The organism is Mycobacterium sp. IS-1556 (assembly GCF_001499985.1).
Lineage (GTDB): Bacteria > Actinomycetota > Actinomycetes > Mycobacteriales > Mycobacteriaceae > Mycobacterium.
On record NZ_LQIM01000039.1, the window covers coordinates 54,420 to 71,323 of the forward strand.

Genomic DNA, 16,904 nt, shown 5'->3' on the forward strand with positions numbered 1-16,904 from the left:
GCGAAATGCCCTCGACACGCCGCAAAATGGGGCACTTCGCGACTGCTCGCCACGGCTACTAGAGCTCGAACGGGCTGTCGCCCTTGACGACCCGGGTACCCAGGTCGATGAGGTTCTGGGCGTTGGCGTGCAACCGCTCACCCGCGTCCCGGCTGGCCTGGCCGACCAGAAATCGCGACCAGGTGCCCTCGATCACGATGCCCAACTTGAAGCACGCCATCGCGATATACCAATCGAGACTTGGAGTTTCGCGGCCACCCGCAGCGAGGTAGGCCGCGAGGAGCTCACGCCGGCTGGCCAGCCCGCCGAGCGCGGCGAGCTGCGCGCCCGCGGTGATTGTGTTGGTTTCCAGCGGCCAGCAGATCAACATCCAGCCCAGGTCCAGCAGCGGGTCGCCGACTGTGCACATCTCCCAGTCGACGAACGCCGCCAGCTCGGGCGTGTCGCGGCGCAGCAGCACGTTGCTCAGATGCGGGTCGCCGTGCATGACGCCCGGCCGCCCCTCCGGCGGCACGTTCGACGCCAACCAGTCGGCGAGTTCCGTCACGGCCAGCGACTCGGGGTCGTAGCGGTCGTGCCGATAGCTCTCGAGCAGCCGCAGGAACTGCGGGACCTGACGCTCCAGAAACGAGCCGGGACGCTTGAGTGCGGCCAGCGGACGGCCCTCCCACTCGACCTGCCCGAGCATCGCCAGGCTCGCCGCATACGACAGGCCGACCTGATGGCGCATGGCCGGGTCGCGCACGTAGGCCTCCGCCATGTCGTCGCCCGGGTTGAAGCCGTCGACCTCCTCCATCAGATAGAACACCACCCCGAGGACGCTGCGGTCCTCGCAGCCGGCGATGAAGCCGGGGTGTGGCACCGGCGTGCCCGCCAGCGTGCGCAGCGCCGCGATCTCGCGCAGCATCGTCTTGTCGCTCGTCGGCCGCGGGTGCAACGGCGGCCTGCGCAGCACCATGGGTCTGCCGTCGACGTGTAGCCGCACCACGATGTTCTGCGTCCCGCCGGTCAGCGGTTCGACGTCGCTGACCGTCGATCCCAGGCCCTGCTGCCGGACCCACTTCTGCAGGGCGGCCTGGTCGTCCTCACTCAGGGTCGGAAGCTGATGCGTGTCGTCGGGCATGCAGCCATCGTGTCAGGTCGCCGGACTCACCTAGTGCGGCTTGTGCACAAGTCACCAGTTACTTGGGGGCGAAGCGCTGGCCCGCATCCAGCCGCAGGCACTGGCCGTTGAGCATCGGGTTCTCGACGATCGCCGCGACCAGCTTGGCGTACTCCTCGGGCTTGCCGAGCCGCTTCGGGAACGCCGCATCCTTGGTCAGCGCCTTGGCGAACTCGTCGGGGATGCCCTCGGTCAGGCCGGTGGCGAACAGGCTCGGCGCGATGGCCAGCGCCCGGATGCCCAGGCTGCCCATGTCGCGGGCCATCGTCAGGCACATCCCGGCGATCGCCGCCTTGGATGCGGTGTAGGCGACCTGCCCGATCTGGCCCTCGAACGCGGCGATCGAGGCGGTGTTGATGATGACGCCCCGCTCCTCCTGCTCATCGTCGACCAGGTCCTGCTGGCTCATCTGCCAGCCCGCCAGCCTGCTGATGTTGAAGGTGCCAATGAGGTTCAGATCCACGCACTTGCGGAAGGTCTCCAGGCTGTGCGGGCCGTCCTTCTTGACGGTGCGCTCCGCGGCGCCGCCACCGGCCGTCGTCACGATGATGTGCAGGGCGCCCAGCCCGTCAATGGCCTGCTGCAGCACTTTCTCGGTGCCGTCGAAGTCGGTGACGTCCACCTCGAAGAACGAGCCGCCGATCGCGTCGGCGACCTCCTTGCCCTTCGACTGCGGGCGGTCCAGCACCGCGACGTCCGCACCGCGCTGTGCCAGCAACTCCGCCGTGGCCTTGCCGAAACCCGACGCACCGCCGACGATGATGGCCTTCTTGCCCTGGATTTCCACCTGGGTCTCCCCTTTCCAAAAAATGCTCGAATCGTAAAGCAACCTAGCCGACGTCATCTTTTGGTAAGGCCTTTGGGTCGCCAACGTGAGTACTTTGGCGGCATGACGGCGCGCAGCACCAAGGCGATGGGCGGCATCGCAGCGGCCGCCGTCGCGCTTGGAGTCACCCAGCTTCTCGCCGCTTTCGTCGGACCGGAGGCCGACGCCCGCACCGCTGTCGGTTCGTCGGTCATCGACCGGACGCCCGGGCCGGTCAAGGAATGGGCGATCCAGACCTTCGGGATGGCCGACAAACTCGTGCTCTCGATGCTCGTTCTGGCGGTGATCGCCGTCGTCGCCGCGGCCACGGCCGCTCTCGAGACCAGACGCGTTCCCATCGGCAGCATTGCGATCGTCGCGGCCGGTGTCCTCGGTTGCGCGGCCGTGCTGTCGCGCGCTGGGGCGAACCTGTTCGACGTGGTGCCGACGGTGGTGGGCACCGCGTGCGGCGTCGCGGTGCTGCGGCTGCTCGTCTCGGGCCGGTTCACCGACGCTCCCCAACCCACGGACGACGGTCCCGATCCCGGCCGACGACTGTCGTTGGTGACACTGGGTTTTCTCGGCGTCGGGGCGCTGACCGGTGTCGGCGGCGTCGTGCTTTCCCGCCTGACGACCTCCGTCTCGGGCGATCGCAACGCCTTCGCACTGCCGCCGGTCGACGTCGCCGCGCCGCCCGTCCCACCGACGGTACAGCCGAAAGGTGTTGCGCTGCCGACGTTCATCACCAGCAACGCCGACTTCTACCGGATCGACACGGCGCTGCGTGTCCCGCAATTGAGCCGGGAGAACTGGCAGTTGCGGATCCACGGCATGGTGGACCGCGAGATCACCCTGCGCTTCGGCGATCTCGAGCGGTTCGACGTGGTGGAGGAGCTGGTGACGCTGACGTGTGTGTCGAACCCGGTCGGCGGCAACCTCATCGGTACCGCCACCTGGACGGGCTACCGAACGCGGGACCTGTTGGCCGAAGCGGGAATCCACCCGGACGCGGACATGGTGCTGTCGATGTCGATCGACGGGTTCACCGCGGGGACTCCGGTCGATGCGCTCACCGACGACCGCGGCGCGATGTTGGCGGTCGGCATGAACGGTGAACCGCTGCCGACCAATCACGGCTACCCCGCCCGGTTGGTGGTGCCCGGGTTGTACGGGTACGTCTCGGCGACCAAATGGGTCGTCGACTTGGAAGTGACCCGATTCGACCGGGCCGAGGCGTACTGGACGCGGCTGGGTTGGTCGGCGCGCGGGCCGATCAAGACGTCGTCGCGGATCGACGTGCCGCGCAGCGGCCAGGACGTGCCGCGCGGTGCGGTGACGTTCGGCGGCGTGGCGTGGGCGCAGAACCGCGGGGTGCGCAACGTCGAGGTGCGCATCGACGGCCCCGAAAGCCAAGGCGACTGGCAGCAGACCGATCTCGGCGCCGCCTATTCCGACGAAACGTGGCGGTTGTGGAGCTTTCCATGGCAGGCCACCCGGCCGGGGCGCCACACGATCACCGTGCGGGCCACCGACAACACCGGTGCGGTGCAGACCGCCGACGTCGCCGACCCGGTGCCCGACGGCGCCACCGGCTGGCACAGCGTCGAGTTCACGGTCACCTAACGCATTGCCGCCTGACCCCACCCACCGCGAGTGACCGTGTCTGCACACCGACACGCCGCGATTGCCGGTACAAATGCGGTCACTCGCGCATCTTCAGAGACCCGTGACAGGCTGAACCCGTGCAGTTGCTCGACGTCGCGACCGCGTCCACGGAAGTCGGCGCCTCATCGTCGCGGCTGGCCAAGACCGCCACGATCGCCGATCTGCTGCGCCGGGTCGGCGACGAGGGCGACGCCGATCAGGTGGCGGTCGTCGTGTCATGGCTGTCGGGTGAGTTGCCGCAACGCCAGATCGGCGTCGGTTGGGCCGCGCTTCGCTCGATGCCGGAACCGGCGACGGCCCCATCGCTGACGGTGCCGGAGGTCCACGCGCGGTTCACCGAGATCGGACTGGTCGCGGGCAAGGGCTCGCAGGCGCGGCGCGCCGAGTTGCTCGCCGGGCTGTTCGGCGCCGCAACCGGCGTCGAGCAGACGTTTCTGCGCAGGCTGCTCGGCGGCGAACTGCGCCAGGGCGCGCTCGTCGGCGTGATGGCCGACGCGGTCGCCAAGGCCGCCGGGGTGCCCGCCGCTGCGGTGCGCCGTGCCGCCATGCTCGGTGGCGACCTGCCCGCCGTCGCGGCCGCTGCCCTGACCGAGGGCGAGGCGGCGCTCGAACAGTTCACGCTCACGGTCGGGCGCCCCGTCGGCCCGATGCTGGCGCAGACCGCCGCGGGCGTCGCCGAGGCTCTCGAACGTCTCGGCGGCACAGCCGTTTTCGAGGCCAAGCTGGACGGCGCCCGAGTACAGGTGCACCGATCCGGTGACGCCGTGTCGATCTACACCCGCAGCCTCGACGACGTGACCGCCCGTTTGCCGGAGGTCGTCGACGCGGCATTGGCCCTGCCCATCACAACCTTGATAGCCGACGCCGAGGCGATCGCATTGCGAGCCGACGGACGTCCGCACCGCTTCCAGGTCACGGCGTCGCGCTTCGGTCGCTCCGTCGACATCGCCGCCGCCGCGACGGCGCAACCGTTGTCGGTGTTCATCTTCGACCTGCTGCACGTCGACGGCGTCGATCTGCTGGACAAGCCGACCCGAGAGCGTATCGAGGTGCTGGACGCGCTTGTCCCGAAGGTCAACCGGGTCGACCGCCTGGTCTCCGACGACCCCGCGAAAGCGCGGGAGTTCCTGGAGGTCACGCTGGCGGCGGGCCACGAAGGTGTGATGGCGAAGTCGCTCAGCGCGCCCTACGAGGCGGGGCGCCGCGGCGCCGGATGGCTCAAGGTCAAACCCGTGCACACCCTCGATCTGGTCGTCCTGGCGGTCGAGTGGGGATCAGGCCGTCGCACCGGCAAGCTGTCCAACATCCACCTCGGCGCCAGGGATCCCCGCACGGGCGAATTCGTCATGCTCGGAAAGACTTTCAAGGGCATGACCGACGCGATGCTCGAGTGGCAGACCGCGCGGTTCCTCGAGTTGGCCGACGGGCCGACCGACGGCTACGTCGTGAAGGTGCGACCCCAGCAGGTGGTCGAGATCGCGTTCGACGGCGTTCAGGGCTCCTCGCGCTACCCCGGCGGAATGGCTCTGCGATTCGCCCGGGTACTGCGCTACCGCGACGACAAGAGCCCCGCAGAAGCCGACACCATCGACACGGTGCGCGCCTTCTACCAGCGCGGAAGCTAAAGCGACCGTTTTTACACGTGGCCGATGCGGCCGATGAAAAGATCGCCACATGGCATCCCCAACCGCTGCATCGCAGCGCACAGAGGAAACCGACGGCGACGTCACCTACGTCCGCACCGACAAGGATCTGCCCCCGGTGGCGATCATCGACCGGTCGCCGATCACCGCCAGACACCGGATCGTCTTCGGGATCATCGCCGTGCTCGGCGCGCTCGCCTGGGCGGTGATCGCGTTCTTCCGCGGCGAGACGGTCAACGCGGTCTGGTTCGTGATCGCCGCGATCTGCACCTACGTCATCGGATTCCGGTTCTACGCCCGGCTCATCGAGATGAAAATCGTGCGTCCGCGCGACGACAACGCCACGCCCGCCGAGTTATTCGAGAACGGCACGGATTACATGCCGACCGATCGCCGGGTGTTGTTCGGCCACCACTTCGCCGCGATCGCCGGCGCCGGTCCGCTCGTCGGCCCCGTCCTCGCCATGCAGATGGGCTACCTTCCCGGCACCATCTGGATCATCATCGGTGCCGTCCTGGCCGGCTGCGTGCAGGACTATCTCGTGTTGTCGATCTCCACCCGGCGGCGCGGCCGTTCACTCGGGCAGATGGCCCGCGACGAACTCGGGGCCATCGGCGGGGTGGCCGCGATCGTCGGTGTGCTCGTCATCATGGTGATCCTGCTGGCGGTGCTGGCGTTGGTGGTCGTCGGAGCCCTCGCCGAAAGTCCGTGGGGTGTCTTCTCGATCGCGATGACGATCCCGATCGCGATCTTCATGGGGTTGTACCTGAGGTTCTTTCGCCCCGGCCGGGTATCGGAAGTGTCGCTGATCGGTGTCGGCCTGCTGCTGCTCGCAGTCGTCGCCGGCGGGTGGGTCGCCGAAACATCATGGGGCACCGACTGGTTCACCCTGTCGAAGGTGAGCCTGTCGTGGGCCATCATCGTCTACGGCTTCGCCGCCTCGGTCCTGCCCGTATGGTTGCTGCTGGCCCCCCGCGACTACCTGTCGACGTTCATGAAGGTCGGCACCATCGCCCTGCTGGCGGTGGGCATTCTGCTGGCCCGACCGGCCATGGAGGCACCGGCGGTTTCGGCGTTCGCCGGCCAGGGCACCGGCCCGGTGTTCGCAGGATCACTGTTCCCCTTCCTGTTCATCACAATTGCCTGCGGTGCACTGTCGGGCTTTCACGCGCTGATCTCGTCCGGCACCACGCCCAAGCTGTTGGAGAAGGAAGGACAGATGCGGCTGATCGGCTACGGCGGCATGCTGACCGAGTCGTTCGTCGCGATCATGGCGCTGATCACCGCGGCCATCCTCAACCAGCACCTGTACTTCGCAATCAACGCGCCTGCGGCGTCGACGGGGGCCACGGCGGAGACCGCAGCCGCCTATGTCAACGGCCTGCCGATCGACAGTCCGCCGATCAGTGCCGACGACATCACCAGAGCCGCCGAAAGCGTCGGCGAAGAGTCGATCGTTTCCCGCACCGGTGGCGCACCGACGCTGGCGTTCGGCATGTCCGAAGTGCTGAGCAAGGTCTTCGGCGGTGACGCGCTCAAAGCGTTCTGGTATCACTTCGCGATCATGTTCGAAGCGCTGTTCATCCTCACCACGGTCGACGCGGGCACCCGGGTCGCCCGGTTCATGCTCTCCGACGGCCTGAGCAACCTGGGCGGCCCGCTGCGAAAGCTCAAGGATCCGAGTTGGCGTGTGGGCGCGTGGATCTGCAGCCTGATCGTGGTGGCGGCGTGGGGCAGCATCCTGTTGATGGGCGTCACCGATCCGCTCGGGGGCATCAACACGCTGTTCCCACTGTTCGGCATCGCCAACCAGCTGCTGGCGGCGATCGCGCTGACGGTCGTGACCGTGGTCATCGTGAAGAAGGGCCTGCTGAAATGGGCCTGGGTGCCGGGCATCCCGTTGCTGTGGGACCTGACGGTGACGATGACCGCGTCCTGGCAGAAGATCTTCTCGGGCGATCCCAAGGTCGGCTACTGGACGCAGCACTTCCAGTATCGCAACGCCAGGGATGCGGGTGAGACGGCGTTCGGCGCGGCGAAGGACGCCGACCAGCTCGACGCGGTCATCCGCAACACCTTCATCCAGGGCACGCTGTCGATAGTGTTCGCGCTGCTGGTTCTGATCGTGTTCCTCGCCGGGGTCGTCACGGTGTTCCGGGCGGTTCGCGGCACCGCCCTGCCGTCGACCGAAGACGAACCGGTGCCCTCGCGGCTGTTCGGACCCAGGGGTCTTGTCATGACCAAACCCGAGAAGGAGGTGCAGAAGCAATGGGACGCGTTGTCGAAGTCGCACGCAAGATCGGTTGGCACTGGGGCACATTGATAGGCGACCTGATGGGCGACACCCACTATCGTCGCTATGTCGAGCACCGGATGCGCACCCATCCGGGTGAACCGGTGCTCTCCGAACGGGATTACTGGCGGATGCGCCACGCCGCCGCCGACACCAATCCGAGCGCGCGCTGCTGCTAGCGACGACCGCTACGGTGACAGCGAATAGCGGATCGGCAGATGCTTGAGTCCGCCCACGAAAGTCGTTGCGACGAACTGCGGTTCGCCGGCCAACTCGACCGCTTTCAGGCGCGGCAGCAACTCGGTGAAGAAACTGTTCACCTCCATGCGGGCCAATGCGGCCCCCAGGCAGAAGTGCACGCCGTATCCGAACGCGATGTGTTTGTTCGGGTCGCGCCCGACGTCGAAGCGGAAGGGGTCGTCGAAGATGTCCTCGTCGCGATTACCCGAGACGTAGGACAACAGAACCGATTCCCCCGCCGCGATCGATACACCACGGATGGTGGTGTCCTCAGCGGCGGTGCGCATAAAGGCCTTCACCGGTGTGACCCAGCGGATCATCTCTTCGGTCGCCAGTGGCATCAGTCCAAGATCGGCGCACAGCCGCTGACGCTGGTCGGCATTCTCGATGAGCGCCAGCATCCCTCCGGAGATGGTCGCGCTCGTCGTGTCATGTCCTGCCGCGGCGATGATCGCGTAGTACGAGATCGTGTCGATGTCCGACAGCGGCTCACCGTCGATGGTCGCGTTGGCGATCGCCGATGCCAAATCATCGGTCGGGTTCTCGCGGCGTGAGGCGGTCAGCGCGGTGAAGTACTCGAACATCTCCAGCAACGCCGACATCTGCTCGGACGGGTCGGTACTACGCTTGAATTCGTCGTCGTCGCTGCCGAACAACTCCTGAGTGAGCTTGAGCATCAGTGGGAAGTCCGACTCCGGGATGCCGAGCAACGACATGATGACGTAGAGCGGGAAATTGACGGCGACCTGTTGGACGAAGTCGCACTCGGACCCGATCGTCATCATCTTGTCGACGTACACTTTGGCGAGTTCGTCGACGCGAACCTTCAACGCACGCATGGCCTTCGGCCGGAACCAGTCTGCGCCGATCGCCCGCACGACGCGGTGCTGCGGGTCGTCCATGTGGATCAGGGTGCGCACGCCGATCGCCGCCTGCTGTTCGTCACCCTCCTCGGTGACCAGCACCGGTCGCGGGTAGTTGGTGAACAGTGTGTTCGCCCGCTCGATGTCCATGATGTCCGCGTGCTTGGTGATCGCCCAGAACGGGCGGTAGTTCGGCACATCGACCCATGACACGGGGGCGTTCGCGCGCAGATGCGCCAGCGACGCATGCAGTTTCGCCTCGTCGGTGTAGGCCCGCGGGGTGGCGAAGACCTTGGCCGCCTCGTCCATCATCGGTGTGCTCACAAGCAACTCCTCGCCAGAACTGTCATATGCCGCGTAACTCCTTCAGCACCTGGGAGACGCTCTCTTCAGCAACCGACGAGGGAAATCCGATCATTACCCGGTCGATCAACCCGTCGCAGCGGTCCCGAATCTGCGCCGCCAGCTTGTCGATCGGCGCGACGACTGCGAACGCTTCGAGGATCTCGTCGTCGATCAGCGTGCCCATCGCATCCCACTGCCCCGCCAGGCTCAACCGGTGCAGTTCGGTATGCAGATCGCCCCAGCCGTGCAGCTCGAGGACCTTGCGATAGGCCGGCGTCGACCCGTAGAACGCGATCTGTTTTCGGGTGGCGACGGCGGCGGCGGTGAGGTCGCGTTCCCGCTCTCCGGTGACGACGAAGATCGGACAGGACACCTGAAAGTCGCTGCGTTGGCGGCCCGATCGGGCCATTCCGCGCTGCAGCGCCGGCGTGGTCACCTCGGCGAAGTAGCGCTTGGTCGTGAATGCGTGCGCCAGAATCCCGTCGGCCACCTCGCCGGCCAACTCCGTCATCGCCTCACCGACCGCGGCGAGGAACACCTTGGGCACACCGTAGTCGTGTGGTTCGGGCGTGAACATCGGCGTCATCAGCTTGTGCGTGTAGAAGTCGCCCTCGAACTCGAGGCGGGTGCCATCTCGCCAGCACGCCCAGATCTCTTGCATCGCGACAACGAACTCGCGCATGCGGCGCACCGGGTGACTCCACGGCATGCTGAACCGCTTCTCGATGTGCGGCTTGATCTGGGAACCGAGACCCACGATGAGCCGGCCGCGCGAGTAGTCCTGCAGATCCCAGCCGATGTTGGCGATTGTCATCGGATTACGTGCGAACGCGACCGCGATGCTGGTTCCCAGTTCGAGGGTTTCGGTGTGCTCGGCCGCGAGGGTCAGCGGCAGAAACGGGTCGTGGTTGACCTCGGCCGTCCAGCAACCGTCGTAGCCGCGTCGCTGCAGTGTGCTCGCCGCTCTTGCGATGTTGGCGAGCTGGCTGGAAACCGCCCCGTCGACCTTGAGGGCGGCGCCGCTAAGCATGGTCGTAGACGCTACAGTAAGCGATTCAGTATGGTCAACGCGGACATCTGAGTGCAACGATCGCCGTGCGGAGACAGGAGTTGTGATGGCCGAGGCAGAAGGCTGGGAGCACACGCTCGACGAGTTGTCCCGTCGACGCCGTCATGCCCACGGCATGGGTGGCACCGAGCGACTGGAAAAGCACCACGGCAAAGGCAAGCTCGACGCCCGCGCGCGCATCGAGCATCTCTTGGACAAGGGCACGTTCCGCGAGTTCGGCACGCTGGTCGGCGGTGACATCGCCGCCGACGGCATCGTCGCCGGCTCGGGATTCGTCGACGGCAGGCCGGTGATGGTCGGCGCCGAGGACTTCACGACGCTGGCGGGCAGCATCGGTCCAGGCGGGAACGCCAAGCGTTATCGGTTGGCGGAGTTGGCGTTGCGGGACAGAGTTCCGCTGGTGATGCTGCTCGAGGGCGCGGGTTTTCGGCCCAGCGGTGAGCACTACGGCCGCACACCGACCGACCTGCTCGCGCAGGCGCAGTGCTCGGGCAAGGTGCCGATGGTCGCGGGCCTGTTCGGGCCGTCGGCGGGCCACGGCGCACTCGTCGCCCCCGTCTGCGACTGGACGGTGATGAGCAGTCAGGGCGCAATCTTCACGGCGGGGCCGCCGGTGGTGAAAGAGTCGACGGGCGAGGAGATCTCGAAGGAAGACCTGGGCGGGCCCGCCGTGGCGCTCGCCAGCGGCGTCATCCACAACCTCGCCGACGACGACGAAGCCGTGCTCGACGACATCCGCCGCTATCTGTCCTACTTCCCGTCCAGTGCGTGGTCGTATCCGGAATCGCTTTCCGACGATGCCGAGCCGCGGACGACGTCGGAACTGCTCGACATCGTGCCCCGCGGCAACCGGCGCGTGTACGACATGCGACGGGTGCTCGACGTGGTCTTCGACCGCCCCGACTGGTTCGAGGTTCAGCCGAAGTTCGGCGCTGCCATCATCTGCGCGCTGGCCCATCTCGGCGGCCACCCCGTCGCGGTGGTGGCGAACCAGCCCCAGGTCCTTGCCGGTTCGATCGATGCCGATGCCGCCGACAAGGCCGCCCACTTCATCGCGGTTGCCGACTCGTTCCATCTGCCGATCGTGTTTCTGGCCGACAATCCCGGCATGCTGCCCGGCAGCCGGTCCGAGAAGAGCGGGGTGTTGCGCAGCGGCGCCCGGATGTTCGCCGCGCAGACCGCCGCGACGACGATCAAGCTGCATGTCACGTTGCGGAAAGCCTATGGTTTCGGCTCAATGGTGATGTCGCTGTTGGGGTTTGACAACCAGAGCGCGACGTTCGCCTACCCGGGAGCGACGATGGGCGCGATGAGCGCGGCCGCGCTCAGCAAGGCGTCCCACGCCGCCGAGGATGTCGAGGCACGCCTACGGCGGATGGAGGTCGAGGCATCGTTCCGATCGGCCGGCCACCTCGGCTTCGACGAGCTGATCCATCCCGAGGAGACCCGGAATGCGTTGTTGTCGGCGCTGCAGCGGGCGGTCTACAGCCGCCAGGCCGCCGCCGAGCCGGTGTCCCGCACGGTGATCACGCCGTAGCCATTTGCGATTTCGGTGTCGTTGGTTGCGCTCACCGCACCTGCCGACACCGAAATCACTCACGAAGCGCGGTAGGCGGCGACGATCGGCTCGAGCTCGTCGGGGGTGGCGCCGTGCATGATGAGCGCGTCGGCGCCGTAGTCGAATTCCTTGCGAATGCGGTTCACGCACTGCTGCGGCGAACCGGTGGCCGCGGGTTCGAGCCATTCGTCGGGAATCAGCGTGGCGATGTGCTCGATCTGTTCGGCATTCGCCTTGTGGTCGATACCGCCGGGGATGGACTGCACCACCTTGTCGTCCCGGAAGCGCTGCAGCACAGCAGGATCCCAGCCGTTGGTGTTGATCAGCAGATCGCCGTAACCCTGTAGATAGGTGGCCAGCCGGGCCACCGTCTTCTTCAGGCGCAGCTCTTCGGGCAGGTGGTCGCCGACCGTGGCGAAACAGGACCACACCCGCACACTGGCCGGGTCGCGGCCGGCCTGTTCGGCGGCGTCCTTGACGGTCTTGACGGCGCGCTGCAGCGTCTCGGGGGTGAAGTAGGTGTGCAGAATGACATCGTCGAATGCCCGCCCGCCCAGGGCGAGCGTCTGCGGGCCGAACGCGACGATCGCCAACCGGATGTCCTCCTTGAAATCGGGGTCGAGGAAGAGCACCTGATACTTGCCGATCGGGCCGTCGTGGTTGAAGATCACCTCGCCGTTCCACAGCCTGCGCATGACGTGGGCGAAATCCTCCATCTGCGCCGTGGTCACCGACGGGATGCCGAACGCCCCGTACATCGCCGCCACCCCCCGGCCGATGCCGAGGGTGAACCGGCCCCCGGAGAGCCGGTGCATCGTGGTCGCCCACGATCCGGTGATCAACGGGTGGCGGGTGTTGTGATTCGTTGCCGCCGTGGCGATCTGCACCCGCGTGGTGACCGCGCACGCCGCGCCGACCAGCGACGACGCCTCCTTGACGTTCCACCGCTCGGAGATGAAGGCCGTACCGAACCCGAGCTCTTCGCCGCGGCGCGCCTCGTCCATCAGCGACGCCGGGCCTTCACCCCCGGCGCCGGCCAGCAGGTAGTAGCCCAGTTCGTCGAGCACCCGATCCGTCACGCCCAGACTCCTTGTTTGTAGCCGCAGTTCCACACTTCGACGATCCTGCCGTCGACCACCCTGAAGATCTCCATGCTGCCGATCGTGGTCTCCGTTCCGTCCTTGAGCTTCATCGGCGACTGGTAGACGATCGCGACGTGCTCGCCGTCATCGCCGGCCACCACCAGGTTCAGGTCGAACCGGATGCGTTCGGAGACATCCCACATGTCGATGACCCGCCGCACCGCCTGGTCGTGGGTGAGGGTGTGCGCTTCGCCTACCTCGTGGCGGATCACGGTGTCGCCCAACAACTCCTCGGCGAGCGCGAAATCGCGCCGATTCCATACCACCAGGTTGTACAACTCCACCACCTCGCGGGCAGACCGGGTCACCCGAACACCTCCAGGGCGTCGATCGCGTCGATGGCCGCGACCGCCCTGTCGGTGAGCGTCAGGCACAACCGCCGGGACCGGTCGGGCATCGTCGCCCACCCGTTGAGCGTGATCACCGGCAGGACCATCAGGTAGACGGCGGCGTAGCGGTATTGCCGCCACGCCTCGTCGATTCCGTAATCGGTGACACCGTGCGCCGCGACGTGGTCGAGGTACTCACGCAGGAGTGCCTTGTCGTGGCCCGCCCTGACCGCGGTCGGCAACCCCTGAGTCACGAGGTAGGCCACATCGGCAGCGCCCGCACCACGGGCGGCGAACTGGAAGTCCACCACCTTCATCTGCTCGCCCGCGAAGAACAGGTTGTCGGCGCGGATGTCGCCGTGCAAGAGCATGTCGCGTTCGGTGAGCACGGGCAGCGCCTCGACCGCGCGTTCGGCGAAGCGCTCGGCGAATGCGGCCACCGCCGCCGGCACCGCTTTCTCGGTGTGTGCGCGGTAAACCTCCCAACCGGGTCCGAAGGCCGGCAACAGCAGGTCTCGCGCGATCGGCGTATCGATGCTCGGAAATTGGCGTATCGCAGTCGCATTGAGCCCTCGGCATGTCCATGCGTGCAGGCCGGCCAGTTTGCCGATGCAGGTGCGGGCACGTTCCATCGACAGGCCCGTCAGATGGTCGGCGTTGTCCCAGCCCTCGAGGTCTTCGAGCAGGAGCACGAAGTCGACGCTGTTGTCGGCCACCCGTGCCGTGTACACACGCGGCGTCTGCATCGGGGTGCGTCCGGCGATGTCGCGGTAGAAGGCCAGCTCGCGCCGGTAACCGCCGAGCAGCTCCATCGCGCCGCGCGCCTCCGACACCGCGGGCAGCTTGGCGATCAGGGTGGGCGGCACCTCGCTGCCGGTCAGGTGCAGCCGGTAAAGCAACGACGAGAACCCGCTGTCCATCGCAATCTGCTCGGCGCGAACCGCTCTCACGATCGCAGTGCCCATGCCGGCGTCGTTGCGAAGCGCCTCGGTCAACCAGGCGGCGCCCACGTCGTCGATGCCGGCTGGTACCGCGGCCATGCTCGCTGTCATGTAGCGCTCCGCTGCGGGCTGACCGTCGCGAGGAACCGCTCGGAAGCGGCCTGCACCCCTCCGGCGAACAGGTGCCCCACGTGGCTGCCGCGATGCCAGTAGAGCTCACCGCCCCAGCGTTCGTGCAGCCGCTCGGCGGGTTCGCGTCGGGCCATCTGGTCGTGCCACGCCCCGACGATCAGCCGCCGTTCGGGCGGTGGTGAAGGTTCGAGCGGGTGATAGTCGACGAGCGACATCATCTGCTCGACGGGTTCTGAACACAGCAAGTCGATGGTGTCGTGCACCGACGGTCCCCACCTGCCCAGGTGCGCGGCGATCATCGCGTTGAGCCCGAAGATCGGGGTGTACACGGCGACGGCGTCCACCTCCTCGAGATGGGCGACCAGGCCCGCCACCGGGCTGCCCATCGAAACACCCGACACCGCAAGGGTACTGGCCTGCGGTCGCAGCCAGCGGACCACCGCCCGCACCTCGGAGACAGCCCTGATCACGCCCGCCAGGTTGTTCAGTGGGTCCATGTTCGGATAGGTCGGCCACCGCCGACGCCGGACCCCGCAGCCGGGCTGGACCGGCAGCGCGATGTTGTACCCGAGCCGGTCCTGAAGCCGTCGGGCCCGGGAGAACACGAGATCCATCGGTCTGCCCTGGCCGGCGCCGTGCACCCACACCAGCCACGGTCGCGTCTCGTCACCGTGTCGGCACAGGTGCACCACCGCGGTCGCCGGGCCGCCGAATTCGGCCAGCGGTTCCGGCAGGTGCGGATCATGTACGAAGACCAGCTGCTCGTACCGGTCCCGGCCGAATCGGCGTCGCCGGATCATCTTCGGCTGCAACGGATCCGGTTCGGCGTGTACAGCCGCCGATGAGCGCGAAAGCTGCTGCGCTGCGGTCACACAAGAGTCGATCGAGCGCTCCAGCCTCGGCGGTGGCGCGGCCAGCGTCATACCGGTCAACGCCAACTCGTCGAGCACGACCTCACCCAGTTGTCGAACACCGCTCACAGAGACCGGTTTCCAGCCGTCTTCCCGCAGCGCGGCATGGGCACGCGGCACCACGCCGGCGAAGTCGCGGCCGACGCGGTAGGCGCGCTCAGCCGCTCTCATGAAAGCTTGAACCCGGTGTAGCCGGCCTCGGCGATCTCGTCGCAGCGCCGCCGGTACTCCGGAATGCCTGCGGTGTAACCCATGTACATCCGCTTCTTACCCGGCACGTTGCCGCCGTTGTACCAGGAGTTGCATGTCGGATGGGCGAGCACCGTCGGCGCCACGAGGGCGGTGGTGTGTTCGACCCAGTCTCGCTGCGCGTCCGGCAGCGCCTCGATGGCGCGGTACCCGTTGGCCCGTAGGTACGCGATGCAATCGCCGATCCACTCCACGTGCTGTTCGAGCGCGGTGACGAAATTGCTTGCAGGCGCCGGGCTTCCGGGCGCCTGCACGATGAACAGGTTCGGGAAACCGGCCACCGCGATCCCGAGATAGGTGTAGGGCCCCTCGGAGGTCCAGAAATCACCGAGCGACGTGCCGTCGCGGCCGGTGGTGGCGATGCGGGTGAGCGCCCCGGTCATCGCGTCGAAACCGGTGGCGTAGACGATCACATCCAGCTCGTGGCTGCCCTGCTCGGTGCGGATGCCCCTCGGCGTCACCTCGACGATCGGCCCCTTGCGCAGGTCCACCAGCGTCACATTGTCGCGGTTGAACGTCTGGTAGTAACCCTGGTCGATGATCGGACGCTTACACCCGAACGGATGCGTCGGCGTCAGCGACGCCGCCGTCTCGGGGTTCTCGACGATGCGCGCCACGGCCTCGCCGTACAGCTTGGCGGCCATCTGGTTGGCCTCGATGTCGAAGAACACGTCACCCCAGCTCAGCGCACCGATGACACCGCCCTCCTCGACGGCGCGTACCTGCTCTTCGCGTGTCGCCGTCTTCAGCGGAGGTTTGGCCAGCATCTCGAACATCACCGAGAACGCGCTGAGCCGGGCCGCCCCCACGGCATGCTCGCGCTGCGCCGCACGGATTCCGGCGTAATTCGCCTTCAGTTCGTCGAGTTCGCCGTCGTAGAACGCGCGCATTCGCCACGGCAGCGTGTAGGCGGGCGAGCGCTGGAACACGGTGAGGTGACCCGCCTCCTGCGCGACGACCGGGATCAGCTGGACACCTGTGGAGCCGGTGCCGATCACGCCGACCCGCTTGCCGGTGAGATCGACGCGCTCCGTCGGCCACCGACTGGTGAACAGCGACAGCCCTTCGAACGTGTCCATGCCGGCGATGTCCGGTTCCAGGGGCACCGACAGGATGCCGGCAGCCGCGACGACGAAGGGCGCGACGAACGACTCCCCCGACGCTGTCCGCACCCGCCACTCTGCGGCGGCTTCGTCGAAGCTCATCGCGGCGACCTCGGAGCCGAAGCGGATGTCGCGCCGCAGATCGAGGCGGTCGGCGACGAAATTCAGGTACGCCTCGATTTCCGGTTGAGCGGGCATGGTCTCGGTCCACACCCACTCCTGCTGGATCTCGTCGGAGAAGCTGTAGGAATACTCGATGCTCTCGATGTCGCAACGAGCTCCCGGGTACCGATTGAACAGCCAAGTGCCCCCGACGTTCTCGGCCTTCTCGAGAACGACGGCCCGCAGCCCCTGTTCCCGCAGTCTGTGCAGTGCGTAGAGACCCGAGAAGCCTGCGCCGACGACGATCGCGTCGAAGCGGGCCGGACTGGAAACACTCACGGAGTCACCTCAC

The 16,904-nt window shown here is 67.0% G+C and carries 14 protein-coding genes; 5 read left to right on the forward strand and 9 right to left on the reverse strand.

All coding sequences use genetic code 11. The features are described 5' to 3' along the window. Positions 1-58: 58 nt before the first annotated feature. On the reverse strand, positions 59-1,123 hold the full coding sequence (locus AU187_RS20295) for a phosphotransferase family protein (protein ID WP_059100846.1): 1,065 nt from the start codon (positions 1,121-1,123) through the stop codon (positions 59-61). A 58-nt stretch (positions 1,124-1,181) separates the two neighbouring features. Continuing rightward, positions 1,182-1,949, reverse strand: a complete 768-nt coding sequence (locus AU187_RS20300) for an SDR family NAD(P)-dependent oxidoreductase (RefSeq protein ID WP_059100847.1) — start codon at positions 1,947-1,949, stop codon at positions 1,182-1,184. A 102-nt stretch (positions 1,950-2,051) separates the two neighbouring features. Between AU187_RS20300 and AU187_RS20305 the strand changes: the two genes are divergently transcribed. The 4 genes from AU187_RS20305 (at position 2,052) to AU187_RS25235 (ending at position 7,747) form a co-directional block, all read left to right on the forward strand. Then, complete coding sequence (locus AU187_RS20305) at positions 2,052-3,590, forward strand: molybdopterin-dependent oxidoreductase (RefSeq protein WP_059100848.1); 1,539 nt, start codon at positions 2,052-2,054, stop codon at positions 3,588-3,590. Positions 3,591-3,709: 119 nt separating this feature from the next. Further along, a complete protein-coding gene (locus AU187_RS20310; RefSeq protein WP_059100849.1) occupies positions 3,710-5,257 on the forward strand; it encodes an ATP-dependent DNA ligase in 1,548 nt (515 codons plus the stop codon). Positions 5,258-5,306: 49 nt separating this feature from the next. Beyond that, a complete protein-coding gene (locus tag AU187_RS20315; protein ID WP_059167232.1) occupies positions 5,307-7,598 on the forward strand; it encodes a carbon starvation CstA family protein in 2,292 nt (763 codons plus the stop codon). 11 nt (positions 7,599-7,609) lie between these two features. Then, positions 7,610-7,747, forward strand: a complete 138-nt coding sequence (locus AU187_RS25235; RefSeq protein WP_502687780.1) for a YbdD/YjiX family protein — start codon at positions 7,610-7,612, stop codon at positions 7,745-7,747. A 9-nt stretch (positions 7,748-7,756) separates the two neighbouring features. On the opposite strand, the gene AU187_RS20320 is transcribed toward AU187_RS25235, so the two are convergent. Next, positions 7,757-8,980 carry a cytochrome P450 gene (locus AU187_RS20320; RefSeq protein ID WP_059100851.1) on the reverse strand — a complete coding sequence of 408 codons (1,224 nt, stop codon included), beginning with the start codon at positions 8,978-8,980 and terminating at the stop codon, positions 7,757-7,759. A gap of 37 nt (positions 8,981-9,017) precedes the next feature. After that, a complete protein-coding gene (locus tag AU187_RS20325) occupies positions 9,018-10,046 on the reverse strand; it encodes an LLM class F420-dependent oxidoreductase (protein WP_059100852.1) in 1,029 nt (342 codons plus the stop codon). 85 nt (positions 10,047-10,131) lie between these two features. On the opposite strand from AU187_RS20325, the gene AU187_RS20330 reads away from it, so the two are divergent. Further along, on the forward strand, positions 10,132-11,622 hold the full coding sequence (locus tag AU187_RS20330) for an acyl-CoA carboxylase subunit beta (RefSeq protein ID WP_059100853.1): 1,491 nt from the start codon (positions 10,132-10,134) through the stop codon (positions 11,620-11,622). A 59-nt stretch (positions 11,623-11,681) separates the two neighbouring features. On the opposite strand, the gene AU187_RS20335 is transcribed toward AU187_RS20330, so the two are convergent. From AU187_RS20335 to AU187_RS20355, 5 genes are read right to left on the reverse strand one after another with little or no spacing between them, the layout of a single operon-like run. Continuing rightward, on the reverse strand, positions 11,682-12,755 hold the full coding sequence (locus AU187_RS20335; protein ID WP_502687781.1) for a TIGR03857 family LLM class F420-dependent oxidoreductase: 1,074 nt from the start codon (positions 12,753-12,755) through the stop codon (positions 11,682-11,684). Then, a complete protein-coding gene (locus AU187_RS20340) occupies positions 12,719-13,093 on the reverse strand; it encodes a nuclear transport factor 2 family protein (protein WP_059100855.1) in 375 nt (124 codons plus the stop codon). Before AU187_RS20340 ends, AU187_RS20335 begins: the two co-directional genes overlap by 37 nt. Continuing rightward, entirely contained in the window at positions 13,090-14,166 is a 1,077-nt protein-coding gene (locus AU187_RS20345) for a phosphotransferase (protein WP_059100856.1), read from the reverse strand. Before AU187_RS20345 ends, AU187_RS20340 begins: the two co-directional genes overlap by 4 nt. Continuing rightward, the gene (locus AU187_RS20350) at positions 14,163-15,269 is read right to left on the reverse strand and encodes an alpha/beta hydrolase (protein WP_059100857.1); all 1,107 of its coding nucleotides are present in this window, start codon (positions 15,267-15,269) and stop codon (positions 14,163-14,165) included. Before AU187_RS20350 ends, AU187_RS20345 begins: the two co-directional genes overlap by 4 nt. Beyond that, a complete protein-coding gene (locus AU187_RS20355) occupies positions 15,266-16,891 on the reverse strand; it encodes a flavin-containing monooxygenase (protein ID WP_059100858.1) in 1,626 nt (541 codons plus the stop codon). The genes AU187_RS20350 and AU187_RS20355 overlap by 4 nt, the downstream gene beginning before the upstream one ends. Positions 16,892-16,904: the final 13 nt, after the last annotated feature.